24 protein-coding genes and 1 pseudogene are annotated in these 24,830 nt (G+C 69.0%); 15 read left to right on the top strand and 10 right to left on the bottom strand.

Features of this window, described 5'->3' with window-relative positions; genetic code table 11:
- Nucleotide 1: 1 nt before the first annotated feature.
- The 8 genes from HB370_RS00465 to HB370_RS00430 are packed head-to-tail and all read right to left on the bottom strand — an operon-like array spanning nt 2 to nt 7,800.
- Complete coding sequence (locus HB370_RS00465) at nt 2-1,216, bottom strand: cytochrome P450 (protein ID WP_030793636.1); 1,215 nt, start codon at nt 1,214-1,216, stop codon at nt 2-4.
- Nucleotides 1,213-3,018, bottom strand: a complete 1,806-nt coding sequence (locus HB370_RS00460; protein ID WP_037703240.1) for a non-ribosomal peptide synthetase — start codon at nt 3,016-3,018, stop codon at nt 1,213-1,215. The genes HB370_RS00465 and HB370_RS00460 overlap by 4 nt, the downstream gene beginning before the upstream one ends.
- Nucleotides 3,015-3,758 (bottom strand): thioesterase domain-containing protein, encoded by a 744-nt coding sequence (locus HB370_RS00455; RefSeq protein ID WP_037703238.1) that lies wholly within the window; start codon nt 3,756-3,758, stop codon nt 3,015-3,017. Before HB370_RS00455 ends, HB370_RS00460 begins: the two co-directional genes overlap by 4 nt.
- The gene (locus tag HB370_RS00450; protein WP_078637811.1) at nt 3,755-3,970 is read right to left on the bottom strand and encodes an MbtH family NRPS accessory protein; all 216 of its coding nucleotides are present in this window, start codon (nt 3,968-3,970) and stop codon (nt 3,755-3,757) included. The genes HB370_RS00455 and HB370_RS00450 overlap by 4 nt, the downstream gene beginning before the upstream one ends.
- Nucleotides 3,967-5,223 carry an MFS transporter gene (locus HB370_RS00445; protein WP_030793627.1) on the bottom strand — a complete coding sequence of 419 codons (1,257 nt, stop codon included), beginning with the start codon at nt 5,221-5,223 and terminating at the stop codon, nt 3,967-3,969. Before HB370_RS00445 ends, HB370_RS00450 begins: the two co-directional genes overlap by 4 nt.
- Complete coding sequence (locus tag HB370_RS00440) at nt 5,220-5,960, bottom strand: alpha/beta fold hydrolase (protein ID WP_051816186.1); 741 nt, start codon at nt 5,958-5,960, stop codon at nt 5,220-5,222. Before HB370_RS00440 ends, HB370_RS00445 begins: the two co-directional genes overlap by 4 nt.
- A gap of 5 nt (nt 5,961-5,965) precedes the next feature.
- Nucleotides 5,966-7,660: an amino acid adenylation domain-containing protein gene (locus tag HB370_RS00435; RefSeq protein ID WP_030793621.1), complete on the bottom strand. Its 1,695-nt coding sequence runs from the start codon at nt 7,658-7,660 to the stop codon at nt 5,966-5,968.
- Entirely contained in the window at nt 7,657-7,800 is a 144-nt protein-coding gene (locus HB370_RS00430) for an MbtH family NRPS accessory protein (RefSeq protein WP_244405983.1), read from the bottom strand. Before HB370_RS00430 ends, HB370_RS00435 begins: the two co-directional genes overlap by 4 nt.
- On the opposite strand from HB370_RS00430, the gene HB370_RS00425 reads away from it, so the two are divergent.
- Entirely contained in the window at nt 7,780-8,265 is a 486-nt protein-coding gene (locus HB370_RS00425) for an acyl carrier protein (protein ID WP_167345774.1), read from the top strand. The two genes, HB370_RS00430 and HB370_RS00425, sit on opposite strands and share 21 nt — an antisense overlap.
- Nucleotides 8,265-10,343 (top strand): amino acid adenylation domain-containing protein, encoded by a 2,079-nt coding sequence (locus HB370_RS00420; RefSeq protein ID WP_078637809.1) that lies wholly within the window; start codon nt 8,265-8,267, stop codon nt 10,341-10,343. The genes HB370_RS00425 and HB370_RS00420 overlap by 1 nt, the downstream gene beginning before the upstream one ends.
- On the opposite strand, the gene HB370_RS00415 is transcribed toward HB370_RS00420, so the two are convergent.
- A complete protein-coding gene (locus HB370_RS00415; RefSeq protein ID WP_063766468.1) occupies nt 10,344-11,423 on the bottom strand; it encodes a LuxR family transcriptional regulator in 1,080 nt (359 codons plus the stop codon).
- 252 nt (nt 11,424-11,675) lie between these two features.
- Here HB370_RS00415 and HB370_RS00410 point away from each other — a divergent pair, with 252 nt between their 5' ends.
- Nucleotides 11,676-12,752 (top strand): hypothetical protein, encoded by a 1,077-nt coding sequence (locus HB370_RS00410; RefSeq protein WP_244405303.1) that lies wholly within the window; start codon nt 11,676-11,678, stop codon nt 12,750-12,752.
- On the opposite strand, the pseudogene HB370_RS00405 reads toward HB370_RS00410, so the two are convergent.
- A pseudogene (locus tag HB370_RS00405) lies at nt 12,673-13,881 on the bottom strand (IS110 family transposase). The gene HB370_RS00410 and the pseudogene HB370_RS00405 overlap by 80 nt on opposite strands.
- Before the next feature lie 566 nt (nt 13,882-14,447).
- Between HB370_RS00405 and HB370_RS00400 the strand changes: the two are divergent.
- The 12 genes from HB370_RS00400 to HB370_RS00345 all read left to right on the top strand — a co-directional run bounded on the left by HB370_RS00400 (nt 14,448) and on the right by HB370_RS00345 (nt 24,814).
- On the top strand, nt 14,448-14,606 hold the full coding sequence (locus HB370_RS00400; protein ID WP_167345773.1) for a hypothetical protein: 159 nt from the start codon (nt 14,448-14,450) through the stop codon (nt 14,604-14,606).
- 113 nt (nt 14,607-14,719) lie between these two features.
- On the top strand, nt 14,720-14,917 hold the full coding sequence (locus HB370_RS00395) for a hypothetical protein (protein ID WP_157855668.1): 198 nt from the start codon (nt 14,720-14,722) through the stop codon (nt 14,915-14,917).
- A gap of 64 nt (nt 14,918-14,981) precedes the next feature.
- Entirely contained in the window at nt 14,982-15,722 is a 741-nt protein-coding gene (locus HB370_RS00390) for an SDR family oxidoreductase (RefSeq protein ID WP_030793605.1), read from the top strand.
- Between the two features lie 20 nt (nt 15,723-15,742).
- The gene (locus HB370_RS00385; protein ID WP_208974363.1) at nt 15,743-16,999 is read left to right on the top strand and encodes a glutamate-5-semialdehyde dehydrogenase; all 1,257 of its coding nucleotides are present in this window, start codon (nt 15,743-15,745) and stop codon (nt 16,997-16,999) included.
- 4 nt (nt 17,000-17,003) lie between these two features.
- Complete coding sequence (locus tag HB370_RS00380; RefSeq protein WP_030793599.1) at nt 17,004-17,276, top strand: acyl carrier protein; 273 nt, start codon at nt 17,004-17,006, stop codon at nt 17,274-17,276.
- Entirely contained in the window at nt 17,273-18,610 is a 1,338-nt protein-coding gene (locus HB370_RS00375) for a TrpB-like pyridoxal phosphate-dependent enzyme (protein WP_030793595.1), read from the top strand. Before HB370_RS00380 ends, HB370_RS00375 begins: the two co-directional genes overlap by 4 nt.
- A complete protein-coding gene (locus HB370_RS00370; protein ID WP_051816184.1) occupies nt 18,607-19,698 on the top strand; it encodes an acyl carrier protein in 1,092 nt (363 codons plus the stop codon). Before HB370_RS00375 ends, HB370_RS00370 begins: the two co-directional genes overlap by 4 nt.
- Nucleotides 19,691-21,196, top strand: a complete 1,506-nt coding sequence (locus HB370_RS00365; protein ID WP_167512925.1) for an AMP-binding protein — start codon at nt 19,691-19,693, stop codon at nt 21,194-21,196. The genes HB370_RS00370 and HB370_RS00365 overlap by 8 nt, the downstream gene beginning before the upstream one ends.
- The gene (locus tag HB370_RS00360; protein ID WP_030793586.1) at nt 21,186-22,382 is read left to right on the top strand and encodes a decarboxylase; all 1,197 of its coding nucleotides are present in this window, start codon (nt 21,186-21,188) and stop codon (nt 22,380-22,382) included. The genes HB370_RS00365 and HB370_RS00360 overlap by 11 nt, the downstream gene beginning before the upstream one ends.
- Nucleotides 22,383-22,396: 14 nt before the next feature.
- Entirely contained in the window at nt 22,397-22,642 is a 246-nt protein-coding gene (locus tag HB370_RS00355) for a phosphopantetheine-binding protein (RefSeq protein WP_030793583.1), read from the top strand.
- Complete coding sequence (locus HB370_RS00350; protein ID WP_030793580.1) at nt 22,639-23,817, top strand: acyl-CoA dehydrogenase family protein; 1,179 nt, start codon at nt 22,639-22,641, stop codon at nt 23,815-23,817. Before HB370_RS00355 ends, HB370_RS00350 begins: the two co-directional genes overlap by 4 nt.
- Entirely contained in the window at nt 23,804-24,814 is a 1,011-nt protein-coding gene (locus HB370_RS00345; RefSeq protein ID WP_051816183.1) for an acyl-CoA dehydrogenase family protein, read from the top strand. Before HB370_RS00350 ends, HB370_RS00345 begins: the two co-directional genes overlap by 14 nt.
- Nucleotides 24,815-24,830: the final 16 nt, after the last annotated feature.

The raw sequence follows: 24,830 nt of genomic DNA, 5'->3' as shown, positions 1-24,830 counted from the left end.
GTCAGCCCGTCACCTCCACTGGCAGATGCTTGATCCCGAGCATGAAGTTGGATCGCAACCGCTCCGGTGGACCGGCGGGCACCAGCCGTTTGCCGGTGGCGTGCAATGCGGTGAGGAGCTCGGTCAGCTCCGGTCGCGCGGTGCCGGCGCCGATGCAGTGGTGCAGGCCGCTGCCGAACGAGATGTGCTGGTTGGGTTTACGTGCGATGTCGAACCGGTGTGCCTGCGGGAACTTCTCCTCGTCGCGGTTCGCGGAGGCGTTCCACAACAGCACCAGGTCGCCCTCGGCCAGTGCCACACCGCGCACCTCGACCGGCTTCGTTACGACGCGCTGCACGTAAGCGTTGGTAGACGTCCACCGCAGCACCTCGTCGACCGCGGTCGGTACGACCCCCGGATCCGCCACCAGACGATCCCACTGGTCGGGGTTCTCCATCAGCGCGTGCACGCCGCCGCTAGCGCTGTGCGGGGTCGTCTCGTTGCCGCCCACTGCGAGGTTCATCAGGTTGAAGAGCAACGTTTCCTCGCTGAGCTGCCGCTCGCCCGGCTCGTGAGACATCAGGATGCTCACGGCGTCCTCGCCGGGGGCATCTGCACGGCGGGCCACGAGGTCGGTGAAGAAGTCGAAGATGTCGGCCTGCGCCGCCGCGAGACGTAGGGCTGTGTTCTCGATGCCGCCGATGTGCGCCGGGTCGCGGTAGCCAATCATCGCCCTGGTCAGGCCGAGCAGCTCCATGGCCTCGTCCTGGTCGATGCCGAACATCGCCATCAGGGCGCCACGCGGCAGTTCCAGCGCCACGTCCGTCGCGAAGTCTCCACCTCCAGCGGCCACGAGCGCGCACAGTGCGCCGTCGATCCGGATCCGCACCGCAGCGCGTACCCGGTCGACCATCGCGGTGGCGAACACGCGCTGCATGCGCTTGCGCAGCAGACGGTGCTGCGGTGGGTCGGCGGCGACCAGCATGCGCCCGGAGGCGGTGTCCACGCCGCTGCGGTAGGAACCGCCCAGGATCGCGCCGTGCGCGGAGCTGAACGTGGTGTGGTCGCGGTAGGCGGCCATCACGTCGGCGTACTTGGTCAGCGACCAGAACCCACCGTCCTCGGTCGGGTTGAAGCAGACCGGCGCTTCGCGGCGCAGCAGGGTCCAGGCCGCGTGCGGGTCGCCGGTGACGAAGAGCTCGGTGTCGGTCAGGTCGACGCTCAGCGCGGCGGTCATGACACAGGCTCCACGACCTCGGCGCCCGCACGGTCCATTGCGGACGCGAGTTCGCTCAGCACGGTGGCTTCGAGTATGTCCTCCAGCCTGATAGCGATGCCGAGTTCGCGCTGGATCCGCTTGCGCATGCGGAAGGCGAGCATCGAGTGCCCGCCCAGGGCGATGAAGTCGTCGTCCGCGCCGATGTTCTCCATGCCTAGCAACGACTCCCACAGCTTGGTGAGGTACCGCTCGCTGTCGGTCGCCGGTTCACGGAACGTGTCGCGCCTGCGCTCGTGGTCGGCGAGCACGTCCAGCAGGCGGGTATTGTCGCGTTTGCCGTGGCTGCTGGCTGGGATCTCCGGGACCACCACGATCTCGGCGGGCACCTGGTAGTCCGGCATCGTGTGCTCCGCGTGGGCGCGCACCTCGTGGGGACCGGTCGCGGGGCCTACGACCACGAAGGCGACCAGCTTCCGGTCCTGCCCGTCGCCGACAGGCAGGACCGCGACCTCGAGCACGCCCGCGCAGCCCATCAGCGTGCGCTCCACCTCGCGCGGCTCCACCCGGTAGCCGCGGATCTTCACCTGGTCGTCCGCGCGGCCGAGATACTCGAGCACGCCGTCACCGCGGCGGTCGCGTACCAGGTCGCCGGTGGCGTACATGATCGCGCCGCTGCCGGAGAACGGGTCGGGCAGGAAACGTTCCGCCGTGCGCGCGGGATCGTGCAGATATCCGCGCGCCACACCAGTTCCGCCGATGTACAACTCACCAGGCTGTCCGGCCGGTACGGGCTCCAGTAGGTCGTCGAGCACATACAGCGAGGCGTCTGCGACGGCCGAGCCGATCGGCACGCTCACCGCTTCGTTGGCAACCTCGGTGATTTCCTGCACGGTCACCGCGGTGGCCGCCTCGGTGGGGCCGTACAGATTGCACAGCGTGCCGTCGAACCCGGCGGCGAGCAGATCGCGGCACGCGGACGGGCGCACCACGTCGCCGCCGGTGTGCAGCACGCGCACGCCGCCGAAGGCGTCCGGGTCCTCGCTGAGGATGTGGTTGAACGCCATCGTCGGCGCCAGCATCGCGGTGATCCGCCGGCGGCGCAGTTCCCTGCGCAGGTCGGACTGCACCAGATCGGGCAGCGATGGCATGACGACGAGCTCGGCGCCGACGCCCAGTGCACCCCACATCTCGAAGTGCACGGCGTCGAACGAGACGTTCGCTATCTGCGCAACCCGGTCCGTGGGCAGCAGCCGGGGCAATGCGGGGTTCACCGCGAACGCCGCCACGTTGCGGTGCTCCAACACCACTCCCTTGGGCGTACCGGTCGAGCCGGAGGTGAACAGAACGCAAGCCGCGTCCTCGGGTGAGGGCTCCGGGAGCTCGGCCTCGACGAGGTGGACGGGCTCTTCCGAACTCCACCCGAGTGTCTCGCACACGCCGTCGAGGCGGTCGGTCCAGTCGGGGTCCACCACAGCGAGCTGGCAGCGGGCGGCGGTCAGCATCAGGTCGCGTCGGGCGTCGGGGTAGCGGTCATCGACGGCGACGTAGGCAGCGCCCGCGCGCAGCACCGCGAGCACGGACACCACGAAGTCCACGCCACGCCGCCGGTAGACGCCGACGCGGTCCTCACGCCGCACCCCGGCGGCGGCGAGCACCAGGGCCAGCCGCGTGGCGGCCTCGTCCAGCTCCGCGTAGGTGATCCGCCGCCCGGTCTCGTCGGTGACCGCGACCCGGTCGCCGAACTGGGTGACCGAGCGGGCGACCAGATCGGTCAAGGTGCGCACCCGCACGTCGGCAGGGGAAACAACGGTGATCGTCATCGCACGCTCGCTTCCAGTGTCAGTTCGGCCTCGAGCAGGCGTTGCAGCCGCTCCGGCATGGCCCTGAAGGAGAACTCGTCGCCGTCCAGCACCACGTGCCGGATCTCGCCGTAGGGTTCCCACTCCGTCATGGCACCGGGATCGACGTCGGCGTCGTCCGCCCAGCCGATGGTGGTGACGGCGAGCGGATATCCAGTCGGCTTGGGAGGGGCGTAACCACAGGACAGTTCGACGTCCACGCGCAGTACCCGGACGGCCAGCGCCAGCAGCTCGTCCGGCGGCACGACCTCGCCCCGGCGCTCGCAGCCGCGGCGCAGCTCCGCGAGGTACTCGTCGTCGGTCATCTCCGGCAGGAACGGCCCGAACCGCCCGCCCTGGTGCGGCGCCAGGCAGGACGACGCGAACAACCGCTGCGGCGGTGGCGCGCCCCGTTCCATCAGGGCGACGGCCAGCGCATAGCCCAGTCTGCCGCCGAGGCAGTGGCCGAACAGCGCGTAGGGCCGGTCGAGCATGGGCAGCAGATCGTCGGCGGCCGCGGCGGCGAACTCCGCCATGGTGGTGTGCGGGCGTTCCCTCGTGCGGTTCTCTCTGCCGGGAGGCTGAATTGGGACCACGTCTGTGGTTCCGATGTGCGCCGGCCAGTCGCGGTAGGTCGTGGCGCCCAGCCCCGAGACAGGGAGACAGAGCAACAGCCGTTCGGCCGCGGGGTCGGGTGCGCGCAACAACCAGCGGGTGCTCATCGACTCTCCGCCCTTGCGCCGGCCGCACCGACTCCGGCCGACCGTTCGTCGGTCCAGTGTTCGGCGATCCAGGCGAGGCACTCGGGCTTGTCGCCCGCACAGCCCGCTGCCGTCCAGCCGTCTGGGACCTGCCTGGCAGCCGGCCAGACGCTGTACCGACCGGACCGGGTGCTTACCACCTGCCAGCGCGGCTGCGCCGTTGTGTCGATCACGTCTTCTCCTCGGGAACTAGAGCCGGCGCCGGTTCTTCGGCGCGGTTCGTTGCTTTCCTGCTCGCGCGCAGGAGGGTTGGCATTGCGACGACCGCCGCGAGCGCAACCGCACCCGCGGAGCAGGCGAAGGCGAGTGACGGTCCGGCCAGCCCGGCGACGATGCCGCCGGCGGCGAGACCCGCTGTCTGACCGGCGGTGTTGGCGACGGTGCCCCAGCCCTGGGTCTGCATCCACGCTGACGGCGGCGCAAGCCGGTCGAGCGTCTGACTGGCGAGGCTCGCCAGTGGCGACAGGAACAGGCCCGCCACCGCGATCACGAAGTAGAAGACGCCGAAGGCGGGCAACGTGATGAGCACCGTGAGCAGGGCGGCGTTGCCGGCGGCGAGCAACAGGTACTGCGTCGCGAGCGGGCTCTTCCACTTCAGCGTGCCGAAGGCCAGACCGCCGACCAGGCTGCCGATGCTCATCGCGGAGAACGCGATGCCCACCGGTTCCAACGATCCCTGCCGGACGGTGGCCAGCTCGGTGATGCCGAGCGAGAGGAATCCGGACGACGTCGAGACGAACGCCATCGCGAGCAGGAACACCGCGATGTGCAGCGTGGGACGTACCTGGCTGATCAGACTGTCTACGGTGGACTTGACCGGTCTCGGTGCCGGTACCAGCAGGTCCGCGGCCGTGGTCCGCAGGAAGATCGCGGCACCGGCCAGCGTGCACGCGGCGCAGCCGAATAGTGCGGGCGAGGGGCCGAACAATGAGGTTGCCACTGCCGCCACGGATGGGCCGATCACGAACAGGAACTGCAGAACGACGGTGTCCAGAGTGAACGCGGCCGGCAGTTCGTCCTCCGTCACGATCGAGCGCATCAGCCACCGGGTCGTCGCGGTCAGCGAGGGCACCGAGAGCCCGAACAGCAGGGCCAGCCCGGCCAGCGGCATCAGCGGCGCCTTGGCCGACGTCGTGACGGCGAGCAGGCACAGCGCCGTGATCTGCACGCACGCAAACGACGCGAGAACCGTCTTGCGTGGCAACCTGTCCAGCATTCTGCCTTGGATGACTGCGCCGACCGCCACACCGATGGTCGCCGCCGCCGTGACGATCCCGGACGCTTCCGTCGACCCGGTCGCGGCCTGCACGCCGAGCAGCAGCGCAACAGTCGCTACCCCGAGCGGGACGCGGCCGATCAGCGAACCGAGCAGGGGGAGCCGTAACTGCGGGTACCGCAGCACCAGCCCGGCGGAACCGAGTTTCATCGAGTGACCGTCCTTTGCCTCGGATCCTTCGCCGCTTCCAGCCGCGACGCCATGTCGTCGATGAGAGCAAAGGCGGAGGTCTGGTAGAAGAAGTGGTCACCGGGAATGGTGATCTGCTCGGTCCACGTGGTGCTGTGCCGCTCCCACGTGTTGTCCGGGAGCTGCTCCTCCGTGCCGAAGTAGGACAGGATTGGGCACGTGAGCGGCTCGGCCGGTGCCGTCCAAACGTGGGCCAGCGCGATGTCTCCTTGCATGATTGGCACACTCGCCGCGGCCAGCTGCTCGGCGATGCCGGGGTCGGTGATCCCGTTGGCGATCATCAGCGCCTTGGCGAACTCGTGGTCGTCCTCGTCGGTTGACACGATCCGCGGAATCGGCTCGCCGGGCGTCGGCGCGTAGGCACCTGCGGTGACCAGCGCGACGGGGTCCAGCTTCGCCGCGGCCTCGAGTGCCCAGAGCGCCCCCAAGCTGTGTCCGAAGAGAACGATAGGGGCGGTGATCCGCCGCTGGATCTCGGTGACCACTTCGTCGATCAATGGTGCGGGATCGGTGCCGAGCGGCTCGCCGAACCTGGTGCCGCGGCCAGGAAAGCACACCGCGTGCAGGCGCCAGCGCAGGGGCAGCAGGGTCCGCCAGCACGCGACGGACGCGGGCCCGGCGCCGGCGCCGGGGAACACCACCACATCGAGGTCGGGATCGTCGGTACCCGCCATGCGGGTCAATGCGGTTACGGTCATCGTTCTCACTCCCCTACGCAGAAACGGCCGCACTCCGGGCCGTGCACATGCAGCGCCTGCTTCGCCTGCCTGGCCAGCTCGACGCGGTCGAACTTGCCGTTGGCCGTCATCGGGATGTGCTGAAGAGGGATCAGCGGGCTCGGAATCATGTACTCCGGCAATAGCTTCGCGATGTGTGCGCGCAGTTCGCCCGGTACGACGGCGTCCGCCCGGCACGCGTAGTAGCCGACCAGTCCGCGTTCACCGGCCACGTCGACGGCCACCACCGCGGCAGCGCTGACCGCGGGATGGGTGGCCAGCGCGGCCTGCACGTCACCGAGCTCGATGCGATAGCCGCGCACCTTGACCTGGTCGTCCCGCCTGCCCAGGAACTCCAGGTTGCCGTCCGTGAGCCAGCGGGCGCGGTCCCCGGTGTGGTACATGCGGCCGCCGGCCAGCGGGGAGTGAGGATCCGGCAGGAACTTGGCCGCAGTGAGCGCGCGGTCGCCGAAGTAGCCCTCGGACAGGCACTCCCCGCCGATGTAGAGGTCTCCCGGTTCGCCGATCGGCTGGTGGTCGTAGTTCTCGTCCAGCACGTAGTAGCGGGAGTTCTGCAGCGGTGTGCCGTACGGGATGCTCGGCCAGCTGGGATCCACCTCGCGGATCCGGTAGAAGTTCGACCAGATCGTCGCCTCGGTTGCCCCGCCGGCGGAGACCACCTCAGCACGAGGGAAGCGCTCGCGGAGCGCGCCGGGCATGCTGACCGGAATCCAGTCGCCGCCGGTCAGTACCAGCCGCAGCGACGGCACAGGCCCGTCGGCCCGGGGTCCAGCACTGGACAGGATCAGCGAGATCGCCGCCGGGCCCGCGGTCAGGCAGGTTATCTCCTCGGTGTCCAGGATCCTGGCCAGCACACCGGGGTTCACGAGGTCGTCGTCGGGCACGATGCGTACCGACCCACCGGCGCTCAGCACCCCCAGGGTGTCGTGCACGGACAGGTCGAAGGCCCACGACGTCACCAGCAGCTGACGGTCCGACTCAGTCACCGCGAATTCGCGGTTGACCCACTCGAAGGCGTTCACAATGGTGCGGTGCCGGACCATGACGCCCTTGGGCTGGCCGGTGGAGCCGGAGGTGAAGATGACGTACGCGAGGTCTTCCGGTCCGCAGCCCACGGCGGCGTGTGACAGCGGCTCGCTCGCGTCGGCGGCGTCGGTGCCCCACACGTGTGCACCCGGCACATCGGTGGACGGGCCGTCCAGGCACACCAGCTGCTGCACTGTCGGGATGCGCGAAACGAGTTCCGCAGCACGGGCTAGGTTCGACCGGTCGACGAGCAGCCGGTCGCACCCGACCTGGTTCAGCACTCGTGCCATCCGGTCGGTCGGCCAGCGCGGATCGACCGGCACGTAGGCGGCTCCCGCCCGCAGTGCCCCGATGATGCCGCGCACGGCCTCTGGGTGGTGATCGGACAGCAGGCCGATGAAGCTGCCGGGCCCCGCGCCGAGTTCACGCAGCAAGCCGGCCGTCCGGCCGCTCGCCGTGAACAGCTCGGCATGCGTGTACGCCGTGCCTTGCGCCGTAACGAGAGCTGGGCGCGCACCATGCCGCCGCGCGGCCTCCGCGAGCAGCTCGGGCACCACGACGTCCCGGCGCCAGGGCCGCGCCGTGTCGAACCATTCCGCGGGTGGTCGGGCGAGCCCGGTCGCAACTGCCGTCATCGCTCGTTCCTCACGTCGCCGAGTTCCGCGATGTGTTCGAGGCAGCGCTCGCGAGTTCCACTGAATCCGTGGTCGTGCCATCCCGGTGCCTGCGCACGTCCGGCCGGCCAGATGGAGACGTGTCCGAACTCGTTGCGCACCACTTTGAACCCGGTTTCTCCGCTCACCTGCGACACACCCCTGTCTTCGTCGAAACCCGTGTCGGCAACGCTAGATGGCAGCGCATCGAGTCGCACCGGGCGCTTGTTGCCATGACAGTTCCCTGCCACCGCCGCTGCCAGTACGCTGCGGTTGCGTGGATCTACGCTCGGCGGCAGGAAATGGAGCGCACACCGATTGGAAAGAGAATTCAGGCAATGAGCTCAGCCGCACAGATTCACGCGCTGATCGAGTCGCACGCAGCCGGCTCGTTCACGGATTCGACCACACTTGTCGACGCCGGGGTGGTATCGCTCTCGATATTCCGCATGATCGCCGAACTGCACCCGGACCCCGGTGTCGAGCTGGACATCGAGGGCCTGGCGCACGTGCACACCGTCGCGGACCTCAAGCGGTGGCTCGGTGCCATCGCCGGTGCGTCGGCGCAGCTGGGGAGGGCTAGCTGATGACGCAGGCACCGGTGCTTGACCTGCCCTCCGCGCCTGGACTGCCGTTCGCGCCGGGTGATCGGCACGCGCCGCTCCGGCGGCGGGAATGCGCGGCGCCGGTGGCATGGCCGGGAGTGCCCAGCCACTCGGTGGCCGTGGCAGCTTTCGCCGAGGTGCTGCACGCGTGGAGCAGGAGTCCGCGGTTCTCCGTCCGGCTGCCAGGCGGCACCGCGCTCGTCTTCAGTGACCAGGGTGATTTCGCCGAGCGGCTCGCCTCGGTGCACGCCCAGCTGGAGCTCGGCAAGCGACCGGCCGCGGGCGGGGATCTCCCGGTCGCGGTTGCGTTCGAGCCCGGTTTGGTGCCCGACGGCGTCGACCTGGAGCTGCGGCTCGTCCGCGACCGCTGCGAGTGGCACTTCCGCGACACCGCGTTTCCGGCCGGTCTGGTGGACGATATGTTCGAGGCGTTCGGCTGGCTGCTCGCCGAGCTGCGCGATCCCGAAGACGCCGCAACGCGCACGCGGTTCGACCTGCTGCCGCAGTGGCAGCTCGACCGGCGGGTCCAGGTCAACGACACGGCAGCGCCCGCGCCGGGAGGCCTGCTGCACACCGCGGTCGCCGAGCACGCGCGGCTGCGTCCCGACGCGCCCGCCGTCATCACCGCGCACCGGCAGCTCTCCTATCGCGAGTTCACCAGCAGGGTCAACCAGGTCGGCAGGAAGCTGCGGGAGCTGGGCGTGCGGCCGAACCAGCTGGTGGCCGTTGCGATGGAGAAGGGCTGGGAGCAGATCGTCGCGGTGCACGGCGTGCTCGCTGCGGGTGCCGCCTACCTGCCGGTCGACGTGACGCTGCCCACTGAACGCATGCACGTGGTGCTGGAACGCGGTGAGGTTACGCACGTGCTCACCCAAGCGGTCGTCGACGAGCGGCTGAACTGGCCGGAGCAGGTGAACCGGCTGCGAGTCGACACCGACTTCGACGGGCTCGACGATAGGGTGCTGGAGCCGGTCGCGGCCCCGACCGACCTCGCCTACGTGATCTTCACGTCCGGCTCGACCGGGGTACCGAAGGGCGTGATGGTGGACCACCGCGGCGCGCTCAACACCATCGCCGACATCAACCGCCGCTTCGGCATCGGGCCGGAGGACCGCGTGATCGCGATGTCCGGGCTGCAATTCGACCTCTCCGTGTTCGACTCATTCGGCCTGCTCTCTGTAGGCGGCGCGGTTGTAGTACCGGACCCGTCACCCAAGCCGGACCCCGCGCACTGGGCCGGGCTTGTCTCCGACCATGGCGTGACGTTCTGGCACTCGGTGCCCGCGCTGCTGGAAATGCTGGTGCTCTACACCGAGGTGACCCGCCGCCCTGACCGGCTGCAGTCGCTGCGGCTCGCGCTGATCGGCGGCGACTGGATCCCGGTCACGCTGCCGGACCGCCTGCGCGCGCTCATCGGCGATGTCCAGGTGGTGTCCGGCGGTGGACCAGCGGAGGCGTGCGTGTGGTCCACTCTGTACCCGATCGGCGAGGTGGACCCGAGCTGGCCGAGCATCCCCTACGGAACCGCGCTCACCAACCAGCAAGTGCACGTGCTGGACGAGGAACTGCGCCCATGCCCGGTCTGGGTGCCGGGGGAGATGTACCTGGTCAGCGACATCGGGCTCGCACAAGGCTACTGGCGCGACGCCGAACGCACGGCGCGGCAGTTCGTTGTGCTGCCCTCCGGCAGGCGTGCCTACGCTACCGGTGACCTCGGCCGGTTCTTGCCGGACGGCAACGTCGAATTGGTGGGGCGCAAGGACTTCCAGGTGAAGATCCAGGGCGTGCGCATCGAGCTGGGCGACATCGAGTCCGCGATCACCGCCCACCCCGCCGTGCACACCGCCGTGTTGGTCGCCGCGCGGACCGGGCAAGACATCCCGGTGCTGCGCGCGTACCTGGTCGCGCGAGACGGCGGGGTCGACGTCGGGCAACTGCGGGAGTTCCTGGAGGCGAAGCTGCCGAAGTACATGGTGCCCGCGGGGTTCGCCGTGCTGGACGCACTGCCGTTGACCGGCAATGGGAAGGTCGACCGCCGCGCGCTGATGGATGCGGGCTGATTAACACGTGGTGACCGGGTCGCGTGGGGAGTTCGCCTGGTGTGAGCTCGCCCGCGCGACGTTGTCAGCTCGCGGAGCCTGCTGTGCCGCGTCGAGCCAGCCGCGCCGCGCCGCCTCGACCCCTGCCTGGAACCGGCTCTGCGCCCCCAGTCGCGCCGCAAGACCCGCGACGATCCGCCGACCGGTGCGCACCGACACGCCGAGCTTGCGTGCCACCGCTTCATCGGTGTTGCCCTGGGCCAGTAGCCTGAGCACCGCCTGTTCCTGCGGGGTCAACCCGTCGTCGGTGGAACCGGCTGCCGCGCCCAGCGGCGTGGCCGAGGTCCACACCCGCTCGAACAGCTCGCACAGTGCTGTGACGACGCCGACCCCACGCAGCAGCACGGCGCCGGCCGTGCTGTTCTCCGGGTCCATCGGCAGCATTACCACCTTGCGGTCGTAGATGATCATCCGCAGCGGCAGCACCGGTATCGAGCGGATCTCACCGCCCTGCTCGACCAGCCACTGGGCGTAGGACATGGAGGAACTGTCCTTGGTGATGCTGTCCAGGTAGATCGTGCGCAGCAGCACACCGCGACGCATGATCTCGGCGTCCAGCGGCTTGCTGGCCGTCATGTTCTCAGGGGTCTGCGCACCCTCCGGCGCGAAACCCATGATTTCCGAGCGGGCCTCGTGCGCGAGCGCCTCGATCCTGCCCCTGATCGCGTCGATGCCGAGCAGCTGCTCCACGCCCGCATACTGCTGGTGCCGCTGAATCTCGGCGTATTCCTCGATGGCCCGTTCAAGCGCGACCTTGCTGGCGGCGACCCGCTCCTGGCGCTCGCGCAGCTCGGCCTCCTGGCGCGAAAGCAGCACGGCCAGCCCCACCTGGGGCGCCACCGCCTGATATCTCCCAGGTACCTCCCACGACGGGCGGACGAGTGACAGCCTGCTCAGCTCGTCCAACGCCTGCCGGACCTGGTCGACGTGCCAACCCAGCTGGTCGGCCACCTGCGGTATTCCGGCCTGCGGATTCCGCAGCATGGTGCGGTAGACCGCGTCCGCATCAGAGCCCAGGCCGAACAGTGTCAGCACTTCCACAAGAGCTCTCCCTCGATCACTCATGATGCGTACCTGCTTGCTTCCATGACGATATCTCGCGCCCCGCGACACGGAACAGTCCCTTGATCTTTTTTCTCCTTGTCCGTGGTCATTCAGCGCAATTGGGTGATCTGGCGCCCGATGGCAGGATGGTGCCGCTGAGCTGCGAGGATGCGAGTTTTTACGTTGAATCCGTTGCAAGAGCCAAGGCGCCAATCTGGTGAGAGGACGGGGTGGAACCGTCGGCTGTCCGTGGTGGTCGACTGGAAGAGACTGATCTGGCATGCCAGTGGGGTGCTGCTGCGCCGGTGCGCGTACCGCACGGGGCTCACCGGGGCGCGGGAGAAGATGCTGCCGTCCAGCGCGGTGGCCGGCTGGCGGGAACGAGCGGGCGTGCTGCTGCACCAGACGTTCGCGATCGCGCTCGAGGTGGCGAACCTGACGGAGGCCGAACAACTCCGACTGCGTCACCGGCCGTTGTTCGGGCCGCCGGCCTTGGACTCCACCGCCCGCCGCACCCTGGCCGCGCTCGACGAGACAGTCCTGGCAAAGATCGCGAAGGCACGCACCCTTGTCCGCAGGCACGTGTGGAGTCTGCTGCGTCTGCGGCCGGGCGGCTTCCCCTGGCCGGATGAAGTGCAACACCACCGAGTCCCTGGCCATGCGCCTACTGCCGGGGAGTGCCGGAGCAAACACGGTGGCCGAGCACATCACTCTGCTCACCGACGCCCTAGCCCAGATCCCCGGCTCCTCGGCCGCGAAGATCCCCGTCCGGGCGGACGGGGCCGGAGCCACCCGCGGGCTGCTGGAACACCTGGAGGCGGTGAACACTTCGTCGCCGAGCTGGCCGGGCCGAACACCCGTGAGAACTGGCCGCAGGACATGCGGCTGATCGTGCGCCGCGTCGGGTCTACCCGGCGGCACCTGAAGAAACTGACCGCCTTCGAGAAGAAGACCGGCTGGCGGCACTGCAGCACGGCTACCAATATCCGTCACATGTGGGGCATCACCGGCTCGGCCACAGTCAGTTCCCGCGGCCGGGTGCTCGCCGCGAACCTCGCGAGCGATCTCGACGCCTGGGTGCGGCTGCTGACTCCGCACCACCTCAAGGGCCAGTCCGACATCGAACTGGTCACCATGCGCTTCCGCCTCTACCACCCGCCCGCCTCGCCGACCACGCCGGGGGGTGCCTCTATGTCTTTCGTCAAAGCACCACTGTCGGGTCTGGGGTGGTTCGGGCTCGTCGTGGTCATGCGGCGAGCCCGAGCGTCTTGGGTGTACGGGATTCGTAGAAGGTGCCGTCGCGGAGCATGGCGAACAGGACGCTGATGCGTTGACGGGCGAGGCGGAGGAGGGCCTGTGTGTGGGTTTCGCCGCGGGCTCGTTGGCGGTCGTAGTAGGTGCGGGAGGCGGGGTCGGCGTTCATGCAGGCGAAGGCGGACAGGAACATGGCCCGTTTGAGTTGCCGGTTGCCGCCTCGGGGTGCGTGTTCGCCGTGGATCGATGTCCCCGACTGCTTCGTGGTCGGGGCGAGGCCAGCGTAGGAGGCGAGGTGGGCGGCGGTGGGGAAGCTGGTGCCGTCGCCGACGGTGACCAGCAGGACGGCGGCGGTCCTGACGCCGACGCCGGGCATCGACGTCAGGACCGGGGAAAGAGGGTGGGCCTCCAGCAGGGGGTTGATCTGGACTTCCATCGCCCGGCGCTGGGTGTGGACGGCGGCCAGGGAGGCGGCCAGAGAGGGGACGACGATGTCGAGGGTGCCCGTGCCGGGGACGACGACGGTCTGCTCGTCGAGCGCGTCGAAGACATCGTCGATCAGCCGGGCGGCCATGCGCGGGGCTTTCGGGCGGATCAGCTCCACGAGTCCGCGGCGGCCGGCCTTGCGCAGGGCGGACGGAGAGCCGTAGCGCTCCAGCAGCCAGGTCACGGCCTGGTGGTCCAGACGCGGCCCGAGGACACGTTCGAGGCTGGGGTGGAACTGGGTGAGCAGGCCGCGTATCCGGTTGGAGGTGCGGGTGGCCTCGGCGGCGAGGTCCTGGTCGAAGCCGACGAGGACCGTGAGTTCGGCGGTGATCTCGTCCGTCAGCTCCAGCGAGCGCAGGGTGTGCGGCATGGTGCGGGCGGCGTCCGCGATGACCGCGGCGTCCTTCGCGTCGGTCTTGGCCTCGCCCGGGTAGAGGCCGGCGCATGGCCAGGCCGGGCAGGTAGGCCACCTGGCAGCCCGCGTCGCGGGCGACGGTCAGCGGGAGGGCGCCGCTGGAGGCGGGCTGGTCCACGACCACCAGCACGGTGCCGAACTTCGCGGCAGCTTGTCGAACACGGCCCGCAGCCGGGGCTCGCTGTTGGGCAGCGGCGTGTCGAACACCTTCTTCCCGGCCGGGGTGAGCCCGTGGCCGTGATGGGTGCTCTTGCCGACGTCCAGGCCGAGGAACACACCGACGTCTTGGATCTCGAACATCGTGCCCTTTCGGATGTTGAGGTGCCGGCCTTGGCTCGGGTGTCGTGCTCGCGCATCCACGTTATGCAGACCTGCCGCCCGCGAACCGTCCGGCGTTGCGCCGGACCGGACGGTGGCCGGACCTCTCATCAGCGTCTCCGACGAACACCACCGGACCGGGTGACACCCCCCAGGTCATGCCTTCGACAGGGGGCAACAGTCATGCCGGGCCCGGAGGCCAGCGGCCGCATTGCGGAGCCGCGAAGAACATAACGGGGGCCTCCGGCTGCGCATCGGTGCCACCTGGCCCTGGGCGCAAGCGTTCACCACTTGTTGGCAGCGACTCACCGCCCTCCCGGCTGCCACTGCCCGGCCGGGCACTACCCCGCAAGGATGCAAGGACCAGGAAGGAGCAGACCAACAACACTCCGGACCCGTGGCACACACCTGCCATGACAGCAGCCTGAAGCTGAAAAGTGACGACAAGCCCGGCTGGACGCGGAAAGAATCGAGTCATCGCAGCAAGACGCCTCACCGGGACAACCGGGGTGCGCGCACTTATTCTTCCGAAACTGGAGGGCACGTTCATGCTCAAGACGACTTCGGCCGTCGTCAAGAAGTTCTCGGCTTTTGCCTGCGTCGCGATGTTCGCGATCGCGGGTGCGTTCACCCTCACTCCGGCTGCGGACGCCCATCCGGTAACAACGGCGAGCAGTGCTTATTTGGATAACAACGGCTGGCAGTAAGTTGATCTGTTTCCCTCGGCCTTGGGGTAAATATCGTGCACGGAGTCCGGCTCACCTTCGCACACGATTTTGGCTGTCTACCGCCGTCATTGGAGGTCCTGAGGCAGACCGTGATGGACGCCGCAGCAGGCGCCGCGATACCCGTGGAACATATGTGGCTGGGCGCGGAGGTCTCGTTGTCGCACGTCGTCGTTTTCTTCGTCGGTCTTTCTCTCGATCATGCAATGTCGGCCAGCCTGCGGATCGGCCACTACGTCGAGGACGAGAACAAGGCTCTCCGGTTCACCGGTTGCACGCCGTTGCAGCCGTGACCTCTGGCCCTTCATCCGTACTCAGGAGGCAAAAAGTGCCATGTCCGATTTCGGATCGGTACCGATGACCGGCCCGCTGGCGGTGGTCAGCGGCGGCACCCGTGGGATCGGCCGCGCGCTCAGTGAACGGCTGCTCAAGCTCGGTCACCGCGTTGTCGCGCTGTACCACGCGAACGAGGAGGAAGCCGAGGCCGCGCGGTCCGCGCTTGGCCCCGGCTTCACGGCCCTCGCGTGCGACGTGTCGGCGAGCGCGGAGGTGACGGCGGCCGTGCGGACGCTGACCGCGAACCACGGGCCGGTGCGGGTGCTGGTGAACAACGCGGGCCTCAACGTCGACAAGCCGTTCCTCGACCTGACCGACGACGACTGGCACGCCGTGCTCGGCACCAACCTGACCGGCGCGTTTCTGCTCACCAGGGCCCTCGTGCCGCACATGCGCGCACAGTCGGACCCGGTCATCGTCAACATCGGTGCCACGACGGGTATCCGGCCGCGGGTCAATGGTGCGAACTACTGCGCCAGCAAGGCAGGACTGATGCAGCTGACCAAGTGCCTCGCTCTTGAGCTGGCTCCGGACATCCGGGTCAACTGCCTGGTGCCCGGCATGATCGAGACTGAGGAATTGGTCACGCGGTTCCACCTGCGCGACCCGGTCGCGCGCGAGCGCGTCATCGAGGAGATCCCGCAGCGCAGGCTCGGGCACACCGACGACATCGCGGCCGCTCTCGAATTCCTAGTCAACTCAGCAGGTTCGTACGTCAACGGTCAGCGTCTGATCGTCGACGGCGGCCAGTTCATGTGGTAGGAGCCCCGTTGACTGACCAGATGCTCGAACAGGTCCGTGCCGCACTGCGGGCGGCGCCACCGATCGGATCCGCCGCCTACCTGCGGTACTGCGACGAGCTCGCCGCCGCACTGCGGCGCGAGTGGAAGACCGTCCGCGAGGCCAACGAGGCCGATCTGCACGCGATGCGCGCCCAGGGCCAGTCGGACGTGCTCGTCGAGCGGGTCCGGTTGGCCGATCCCCAGTTCGACGCGGTGCTCGCGCTGATCGACTCCGTGCGCCAGGCCCTGCTGGAGCCTCAGGAGGGCGAAGAGGTGGGCCCGTTGCGAGCCCGCCGGATCCGCAAGCCGCTCGGCGTGGTCTTCATGATCTACGAGGCGCGGCCGACGGTGACCGTCGAGGGCGCGCTGCTGCCGGTGGTTTTGGGTAACGCGGTGATCCTGCGCGGTGGCAAGGAGATCAGTGCGTCAAACCGTGTGCTGGCGTCGGTCGTTGCAGGCGCGCTGCGCGCGGCCGGTCTGCCCGGGTCGATGGTGACAATCCTCGACGACAACGATCGCAGCCGGCTGCGCGCCCTGCTCAAGCGGCCGGACGCCATTGACGTGGTGCTGCCGCGCGGAGGCCCGAGCCTCATCGACTTCTGCCGCCGCGGCTCGACCATTCCGGTCATCGCGAGCGGTGGCGGGGTCAACCACCTCTACGTGCATGCCAGCGCGGACATCGGGCTGGCCGCCAGAATCGTGCTGGACAGCAAGCTGCCGGAGCCGACGGCGTGCAACACGCTGGAGACGGTGCTGTGCGACGACAGGGTGCTGTCCACAGTGGTCGAATCGGTGATCGCAGAGGCGACGACCCAGCGGCAGTCGTGCACCCTCAAGCTGCCCGTCGCGAACCTGGTGCCAGGCACCGAGTTCGTCACCCTGACCACGCTCGCCGAGCACGACCGTGGGCGGGAGTTCCTGGACCGGACCATCGCGATCCGCCCGGTCGCCGGTCTTGATGAGGCCGTGGACTTCGTGCGTGCCAACGGCTCCGGCCACACCGAGGGTGTGGTCGCCACCGATCGCGAGGTGGTCGAGCAGTTCTGTTCGCATGTGGACGCGGCGGCGATCGTCTGCAACGGATCACTGCGCCTGCATGACGGTCCGACGATGGGGCTCGGCCCGGAGATCTCCATCAGCACCGGCCGGCTGCACGTGCGCGGGCCGGTCGCACTCGACGCGCTCACCACCAGCGCCTGGGTGATCAAAGCGGACGGCGCATTGCGCGGGAAGCCCGGCCATCAGGGGAGGAACTGAAACAATGCCTGCCACCGACATCGACGACGCCGCGGTCGCGACCGCGGTGAAGAAGATGCTCATCGCCGAGTCCAGGCTCACCATGAGCCCCGATGAGCTGTCTGACGACGAACCGTTGAACGGCGACGTGCTGCGGGTCAGCTCGCTCGGATTCCTCGGCATGCTGATCCGGCTGGAGGACGCGCTTGACGTCACTCTGCCCGACGACCTGTTCACCGGCAAGCAGTTCCGCGTGGTGTCCGACATCGTGGACTTGGTGCTGCGAGACTGCCGATGAGCTCGATCGTGAAGCAGTGGCACAGCGCCCTGCCGCACCTGGGTTACGACCTGCCTGCCGACCAGCCGCCGACCACCCGCACCGCGGGCGGCGTGGCGGTGAACTTGCCGCTGCACCTGGCCAGGCAGAGCCTGTCTCGCCAGGAGTTCTGGGACATCCCCGAACCCGTGCTGGACCAGTACCGCCGCTATCGGCCCACGCCACTTTGGCACGCCAAGGACTTCGGCGAGGCGATCGGCGCGAAGGTACCGATCTACGTCAAGTACGAGGGCGGCAATGTCTCCGGCAGCCACAAGCTCAACACCGCTCTCGCCCAGGCGCACTACTACCGGCAGGCGGGTGTGCGTGAGTTGGTGACCGGCACCGGCGCGGGGCAGTGGGGTACCGCCCTCGCCGCCGCATGTGCCGTGTTCTCCTTGCGCTGCACAGTGTTCATGGTGGGCGACAGTCTCACGCGCAAGCCCTACCGTGGCACCCTCATGCGTATGCTCGGCGCCGAGCTGCACGCGAGCCCGAGCGGCCGGACGGCCATCGGGTCGCGGCCGGCCGGTGGCGGCAACAGCCTCGCGCTCGCCATCGGCGAGGCGGTGGAGTACGCGCGGGACGCTGACGGCCGGGCGTTCGCCATCGGCAGCGGGGAGACCTACAGCATCCTGCACCAGTCTGTAATCGGCGTCGAAGCCATCGATCAGCTTGGTGACCTGGAAGCCGATGTCGACGCGGTCGTGGGCTGCGTCGGCGCGGGTTCCAACTTCGGCGGCGTCGCGTTGCCCGTGTTCGCCGCCGCCGCGAACGCCGCGCGGCCCCAGCCGCTGCTGCTGGCGGCGGAATCCACGGCCACGCCGAAGCTCACCAGGGGCGTATACGCCTACGACCGGACCGACGCCACGGGCTTCGGCCCCAGCGAAGCGATGTACACAGTGGGCAGCGACTTCACCATTCCCGGCTCGCACTCGGCGGGACTGCGCTTCCACGGCTCAGCCAAGCTGCTCTCCGCCATGCGCCACCACGGCCAGATCGCCGCCACCGCGGTGGGCCAGCAGGAGGCGTTCACGGCCGCGCGTACCTTCGTCCAGCACGAAGGCGTGTTGCCCGCGCCGGAGTCCGGGCACGCTCTGGCCGCCGCCGCCCGGCTCGCCACGACCGGGGTGACCGACCGAGGCGAACACCTCAGTGCGCGCGACGGAATTCTGGTCTGCGTAAGCGGCCATGGTTACCTCGACCTCGGTGCCTACGAGCAGCACCTCGCCGGGCTGCTGCGCGACGAGCACGCGGACGACGATCTGATCAAACTGGCCACCGCCGCTCTCCAACCGGTTGGAGGCAAGCTGTGATACCTGAAGACGTTCTCTCCGGCGTCTACGCCGATGCGATGGACTGCCTGCAGGTCAACCTGGCCGTTCTCGCCGATGCGGCGCACGGTCCAGGAACCCATCTGAGGCTCGGTGCCACGATCCGGTTCAGTCCGAAGTGGACAGACCCGCCCACAGTTTCCTCTACAGTGGACGAACGGTTGTACGAGGCGGAGTCCCTGCTGGGACTGGTCGTCACCGAACGGCACCACGACACCGACAGACTGCTGGCGGACCGGCGCACGCACTACGTGGTGGCCGACGCGTACACATTGCCGTGGACGCCGTACTTCCAGCAGCGTCACATGGATCACAGCTTCCTGGTGGACGCTGGCACTGACGAGGTTGTGGTGACCGACGCCTACCACAACGACACCCAGTGGGGCGCGGCCCGACCGACGATCCTGACGCTACGCCAGGACAAGCTGCGCGCGATCCTCTCCGGCCAGCGAGTCACCAGTCTGTTGGTGCAAGCGGGCCGGCTGTGGAGTGCCGCGCCGCAACCCGTTCCCGCCGACCCCGGCATTGTGCGCCGGTACGTCGCAGCCTACCGCGAGTTGCCCGATCGGGTGGAGGCCTGGGACCGACTGACGCTGGAGACTTGGCTGCTGGCCAGGCAGCACCTGCTGCACGCCGTCGCGACGGGTGCCCCAGAAGCGGCGGATCCCTGGGGACGACTCGCACAACAGGCCTTCGTCGGCGGCCAGCGGCTTGCGGCAGGGCGTGCGGAACCTGTCGAGCTGTTCACCGCCCTTGAGGAACTCCTGCTGGGCCACGAACACGCGCGGAACGCCACCGCATCCACTGCGGACAGCGCGGTTCGCGACCAGGTCGTCGCAACGATCGCGGACGTGCTGCGCCTGCCGCGCGAGGTGGTGTCGGGCGCGGCCCGGCTCGCTGACCTGCCCCAGTTCAACTCGTTCCGGCTGGTCGACGTGCTCGCCAGGTTGGAAGGCGCGACCGGTGTCGTCGTACCTGGCACTGAGCTGACCGCCGAAACCTTGACCAGTGTCGAGTCACTCACCGCGCTGCTCGCCCGGTGCACCGAGCGTGAGGTGTTCCATGCCTGAACTGCAGTTCCTGCACGACCTCGTGGACACCGCCGCCGAGCGGTTCGGCTCTGCCCTGGCGATCGTGCGCGGCGCCGCCACCATGACGCACCGGCAGGTGGCGGCGGAGAGCAGGAGGCTCGCCGGGTGGCTGCTGGAGCGCGGGCTGGTGCGTGGCGATCGGCTGGTTCTGCATGCGTCCACCCACCTGAGCGTCCCGTCGCTGGTGTACGCGGCGTCCAGGGTCGGCGTGGTCGTGGCGATCGTGCACGGCCAGGTGCGCGATCACGCGCTACGGCATGTGTTGACCGACTGCATGCCGAAGTTGGTCATCACCTCGGACCTGGCACACGTGGCACCGATCGCCGAGAGCGAGGGCGCCGCCGCCGTGGACTTCGACGCCTGCGCGACCGGCGGCGATGTCGTGTGCGGCCCGGTCGGCACCGAGATGGACGCCTGCTGCCTGATCTACACCTCCGGCAGCACGTCGATGCCGAAGGCCGTGGTCTGCACGCATCAGCAGATGGTCTTCGCGGCGCGCGCTGTGCAGGCCGAGCTGGCCTACCAGGCGGACGACCGCGTATTCACGCCGTTGCCGCTGTCCTTCGACTACGGCCTCTACCAGGTTTTCCTCGGCGCGCTCAGCGGTGCCGAGGTACACATGGGGCACGCTGCGGAGGCGAGCGCGGGATTGTTCGCAGCCCTGCAGCGCACCCGTGCCACCGTGCTGGCGAGCGTGCCGTCCGTCACGGAGACGCTGATCCGGCTGGTCCGGCGCAAGTCGGGTGAGGCGCTGCGGTTGCGGCTGATCACGAACACTGGTGCTGCGCTGTCCGAGGCGACGATCGCGGACCTGCGAGCCGCCGTCCCGTCGGCGCGGCTGCAGCTCATGTTCGGTCTTACCGAGTGCAAGCGGGTCTCCATCATGCCGCCCGACGGGGACCTGCTGCGCCCCGGCAGCTGCGGGCGTCCATTGCCGGGCACCGAGGTCGTCGCGCTGGACGACGAGGGCCGCGCGCTGGCGCCCGGCGAGGTCGGCGAGTTCGTCGTCCGCGGGCCGCACGTGATGGCCGGCTACTGGCGTCGGCCGGAACTCACCGAGCAGCGGTTCCCTCGTCGTGACGGACTGTTCCCCGAGCTGCACACCGGTGACTACGGCTGGCTGGACGAGGACGGCTACCTGTACTTCGCCGGTCGCCGGGACGACATCTACAAGGAACGAGGGTTCCGGGTGAGCGGGACCGAGGTCGAGGCGGCCGCCCGCCGGGTGGCCGGTGTCGACGAGGCGGTGCTGCTGGCGCCAGCCGCCGGACGTGAACACGCGGCGCTCTTTGCCGTCACCGAACTCACTCCGGCGGCCGTGCTCACCGCGATGAAAGGCCAGATCGAGGAGTTCAAGATCCCGGCGCGTTGCATCGTGCTGGAGCGGTTGCCGTTGACCCAGCACGGAAAGCCGGACCGCAAGGTCCTGGCCGCACGCCTCGTGCCCGCACCGAGCGGAGGCGACCGTGCGAGCTGATCAGGTGCAGACCCCGGCGTACGTCTACGACCTCGCCGAGATCAGGCGCAGTCACGCGCTGCTCGCCGCCGCGTTGCCCACGCCCTCGGTGGTGCACTACTCGCTGAAGGCCAACCCCCATCCCGACGTGCTCACGGCATTGCGCGGGCTCGGCGTGCGGGCCGAGGTGTGCTCGACCGGTGAGCTCGTCGCCGCGCTGGACACAGGATGGGCGCCGGACGAGATCATCTACGGCGGCCCTGGCAAGCGGGATGCCGAGGTCGCGCAAGCGCTCGGCTCAGGAGTCCGGGAGTTCTCGGTGGACTCGCCGGCGGCGATCGACCAGCTCGACCGCACCGGTACCGGGACGCGCTGCTTGCTGCGGGTCAACGACGACCAGCCGGTGCCAGGCCAGGGCCTCGTGATGACTGGGGTGACATCGCAATTCGGTGCCGACCTCGGCTGGATCGAGGCGCAGCCGGAGCTGTTCGCGTCCAGGGAGCACGCGAGAGTCACAGGGCTGCACCTGTACATGGGCACGAACATCGGGGACACCGAGGCGTTGCTCGGCCAGTTCGCGCAGGCGTTGAATACCGCAGTGCGCCTGCGCAAGGTGCTGCGCACCGAGTTCGATGTCCTGAACCTCGGCGGTGGCTTCGGCGCACCGTTCGCCCGTGACGGCGACCTGCCGCGCTTCACCGGTCTGGCCGAGGGGCTTGCCGCGCTGCTGGACGACTCGTTCCCCGGCTGGCGGGAGGGCGGTCCTCGCATCGTCTTCGAGTCCGGCCGCTACCTTACCGCCACGTGCGGACAGCTGCTCGTGCGCGTGCTCGACGTCAAGGAATCGCACGGACAACGCGTCGTGGTGCTGGAGTCCGGGGTCAATCACCTCGGTGGCATGTCCGGCTTGCGCCGGCTGCCCGTGATCACCCCCGCGCTGCACGCCGCCGATGCCGGGCCGGGGTCACCCGCGCTGGTGACCGGCCCACTGTGTACTCCGCTCGACGTGTGGGCGCGTGGTGCGGAGATCCCGCCCGTCGCGCCGGGTGACGTGCTGACCGTACCCAACGTCGGGGCGTACGGGCTCACCGCGAGCCTCGTCGCCTTTCTCGGTCACGACCTGCCCACCGAGGTCGTCCTGGACGACGGCCAGTTCCGTTCGGAATCCCGGCTGGCCCTGCACCGTCGGCCGACGACTATCGCATAAGGAAGGACACCGCAGTGGACACCGCGTTCACCGACATTCTCCGCCCGTTCCTGAAGTTCGCCGGTGACGGCGAGCTCACCGCGCAGTCGCGGCTGCGCGAGCTGGGTCTCGACTCGATGCAGGCCATCCAGCTGCTGTTCGCGATCGAGGACAATTTCGACGTCTCGTTGCCCGACGAGCTGCTCTCCGACGCCACCTTCGAGACCGCAGGCAGTCTCTGGGAGGCCGTCGCGCAGCTCACCGCGGGGGTGCGGTCATGACCGCGCTCGCTGAGCCGCTGCTCCTGCTCGACGCGATCGTGGAGGAGGTCGCCGCAGTGACTCGTGAGCATGCGCAGGCCACCGACGCCGCCGCCGCGTTCCCGGTGGCGGCGCTGGGCGCCATGCGCCGCACCGGTTTGCTGGGTCTGCTGGTGCCGCGCTCGCATGGTGGCCGCAACGGGGACCTCCGCGATCTGGTGGCGGTGAGCGAACGGATCGCCCGCGAGGACATGTCCGCCGCGATGATCTTCGCGATGCACTGCCAGCAGGTCGCCGCCGTGGTCAGTCATGCAGGTCCGGCCTTGCGTGAGTCGTTGCTGCCACGGATCGCCCGCGGTGAGGTCTACCTCGCATCGGTCACTACCGAGCGCGGCAAGGGCGGTCACCTGCTGACGTCGGACTCGGCCCTAGACACCGCTGGCGACAGGCTGGTGATCGATCGGGACGCCCCCATCGTGACCGGGGGCGAGCATGCGGACGGGTTCCTGATCACCATGCGCGCACCCGGCGCGACTTCGCCGACGCAGGTGTCGCTGGTGTACGCCGACCGCGCGGACCTCGACGTGACCACTGTCGGCAGCTGGAACCCTATGGGCATGCGTGCGAGCCACAGCCTGCCGGTGCGGCTGACCGGAACCGTACCTGGCCACCACGTCGTCGGCGCGCACGGCGGCTTCCATGCGCTGACCGTTCAGGTGTTCGCGCCGCTCGCGCACATCGGCTGGTCGGCGTGCTGGCTGGGAGCCGCGAAGGGGGCGTTGTCCCGCGTGGTGACCAAGCTGCGCAGCCCAGCCGGTCGCAAGTCCGCCGACCTCGGCTCCGAGTTGCTGTTGAGCCGGCTCGGCCGGGTGCGCAACCGGTTGGAACTGGTCGATGCAAGCCTGCACCAGTGCATCGCGCTGGTGTCCGGAGGCGGCGACCTGTCCGTTCCCTCGGCCCAGCTGCGGTTGAACGCGCTGAAGATCGAGGCCGCCGAGCAGTGCTTCGCTGCGGTGAACGACCTCGTCGAGCTGACTGGTCTGCGTGACGGCTACCTGCGCGATTCGCCGCTGCGCCTGGAACGCACCCTGCGCGACCTCAGGTCGGCGTCGCTGAACTACAGTAACGACCGCTTGCTGTTGGCCAACGGTCGGCTGGCTCTGCTGGACCCCGAGGTGCACCTTGGCTGGGCGTGACCTCTGGTGTGAGCTGGGCGCCGCCGGCGTGATCGCCGGCCTGTATCCGGCACCGGGCGCAGCGCCCGATCCTGGCCGGCTTCGCTCCCTGGTCGAGGAGCTCGACCACCCGCTTGGCGAGGTGCTGTCGTTGTGCCCTCAGCTTGCGGTCGTGATCCCTGTGCTGGCCACGGGTGAGTCCGTACGCACGATCTGGCAGGACACCCTGCACGGCCGCGCGGTGGTGGCGCTGGCGGCAACCGATGCTGGCGCCGCCGGCTCCGATCTAACCGCCATGACGACCTCTGCTCGCATCACGGATGACGAGGTGGTCCTGCGCGGCGGCAAGCGTTGGATCACTGCGGCCTGCTTCGCCGACCACGCCCTGGTCCTGGCTCGGCACCGCGAAGGCACGCACTTCACGAGCTTCACCTGGGTGCTCGTGCCCACGTCCGCTGAAGGCGTATCCATTGAGTCCGTACAGACGCCGTTCTTCGCGGGAGCCGGACTCGGCCACCTCACCTTCGACGACGTCCGGCTGCCCCGTACGCACGTCGTAGGCCGTGTCGGATTCGGCATGGCAGGATTCGCCCGGCACATAACGACCGAACGCTTCCTCTCCGGTGCGTGGGCGAATGCGTTGTGCCGCAGGGCTGTTGGCGACGCGTCCGCCCGTTTGTCCAGGACCCCGCTGTGGGAGAGCGACGCGGTCCGGCAGCGGCTAGCGGAGTGCCTGGTCGACCAGCTCACCCTGGAGGCGCTGTGTACGCGTACGGCGGAGGAGCTGACACCTGCCAGTGCGATGGTGCTGAAGGTGGCAGCCGCGCGAACTCTCGACCGGGTGCTTGCGTGCTGCGGGCAGCTGCACGGGGCGGACGGGTTCGCCGAGGCCGGTCCACAGGCGTTGCGGGCAGCTGCCGGGATGTTCGGGATCGCGGGCGGGCCAACCGAGATGTTGCTGGGGTTGATCGCTGACGAGCTGCCGGCACCGCGGCGCGATGGGCGGGTGGTTGCATGACCGGGTTTCGGCCGCT

This window comes from Streptomyces sp. DSM 40868, assembly GCF_011820545.1.
Taxonomy (GTDB): Bacteria; Actinomycetota; Actinomycetes; order Streptomycetales; family Streptomycetaceae; genus Streptomyces; species Streptomyces eurythermus.
The sequence above is the reverse complement of the archived record's forward strand: the minus strand, read 5'-3'. Positions and strand labels throughout refer to the sequence as shown.

Excerpts from the sequence above, each read along its gene's own strand:
- HB370_RS00465 (WP_030793636.1), bottom strand. The coding sequence starts at position 1,216 with ATGACCGCCGCGCTGAGCGTCGACCTGACCGACACCGAGCTCTTCGTC.
- HB370_RS00375 (WP_030793595.1), top strand. The coding sequence starts at position 17,273 with ATGAGCTCGATCGTGAAGCAGTGGCACAGCGCCCTGCCGCACCTGGGT.
- HB370_RS00440 (WP_051816186.1), bottom strand. The coding sequence starts at position 5,960 with ATGACCGTAACCGCATTGACCCGCATGGCGGGTACCGACGATCCCGAC.
- HB370_RS00365 (WP_167512925.1), top strand. The coding sequence starts at position 19,691 with ATGCCTGAACTGCAGTTCCTGCACGACCTCGTGGACACCGCCGCCGAG.
- HB370_RS00435 (WP_030793621.1), bottom strand. The coding sequence starts at position 7,660 with ATGACGGCAGTTGCGACCGGGCTCGCCCGACCACCCGCGGAATGGTTC.
- HB370_RS00390 (WP_030793605.1), top strand. The coding sequence starts at position 14,982 with ATGACCGGCCCGCTGGCGGTGGTCAGCGGCGGCACCCGTGGGATCGGC.
- HB370_RS00395 (WP_157855668.1), top strand. The coding sequence starts at position 14,720 with ATGGACGCCGCAGCAGGCGCCGCGATACCCGTGGAACATATGTGGCTG.
- HB370_RS00350 (WP_030793580.1), top strand. The coding sequence starts at position 22,639 with ATGACCGCGCTCGCTGAGCCGCTGCTCCTGCTCGACGCGATCGTGGAG.
- HB370_RS00380 (WP_030793599.1), top strand. The coding sequence starts at position 17,004 with ATGCCTGCCACCGACATCGACGACGCCGCGGTCGCGACCGCGGTGAAG.
- HB370_RS00420 (WP_078637809.1), top strand. The coding sequence starts at position 8,265 with ATGACGCAGGCACCGGTGCTTGACCTGCCCTCCGCGCCTGGACTGCCG.
- HB370_RS00385 (WP_208974363.1), top strand. The coding sequence starts at position 15,743 with ATGCTCGAACAGGTCCGTGCCGCACTGCGGGCGGCGCCACCGATCGGA.
- HB370_RS00460 (WP_037703240.1), bottom strand. The coding sequence starts at position 3,018 with ATGACGATCACCGTTGTTTCCCCTGCCGACGTGCGGGTGCGCACCTTG.
- HB370_RS00445 (WP_030793627.1), bottom strand. The coding sequence starts at position 5,223 with ATGAAACTCGGTTCCGCCGGGCTGGTGCTGCGGTACCCGCAGTTACGG.
- HB370_RS00455 (WP_037703238.1), bottom strand. The coding sequence starts at position 3,758 with ATGAGCACCCGCTGGTTGTTGCGCGCACCCGACCCCGCGGCCGAACGG.
- HB370_RS00400 (WP_167345773.1), top strand. The coding sequence starts at position 14,448 with ATGCTCAAGACGACTTCGGCCGTCGTCAAGAAGTTCTCGGCTTTTGCC.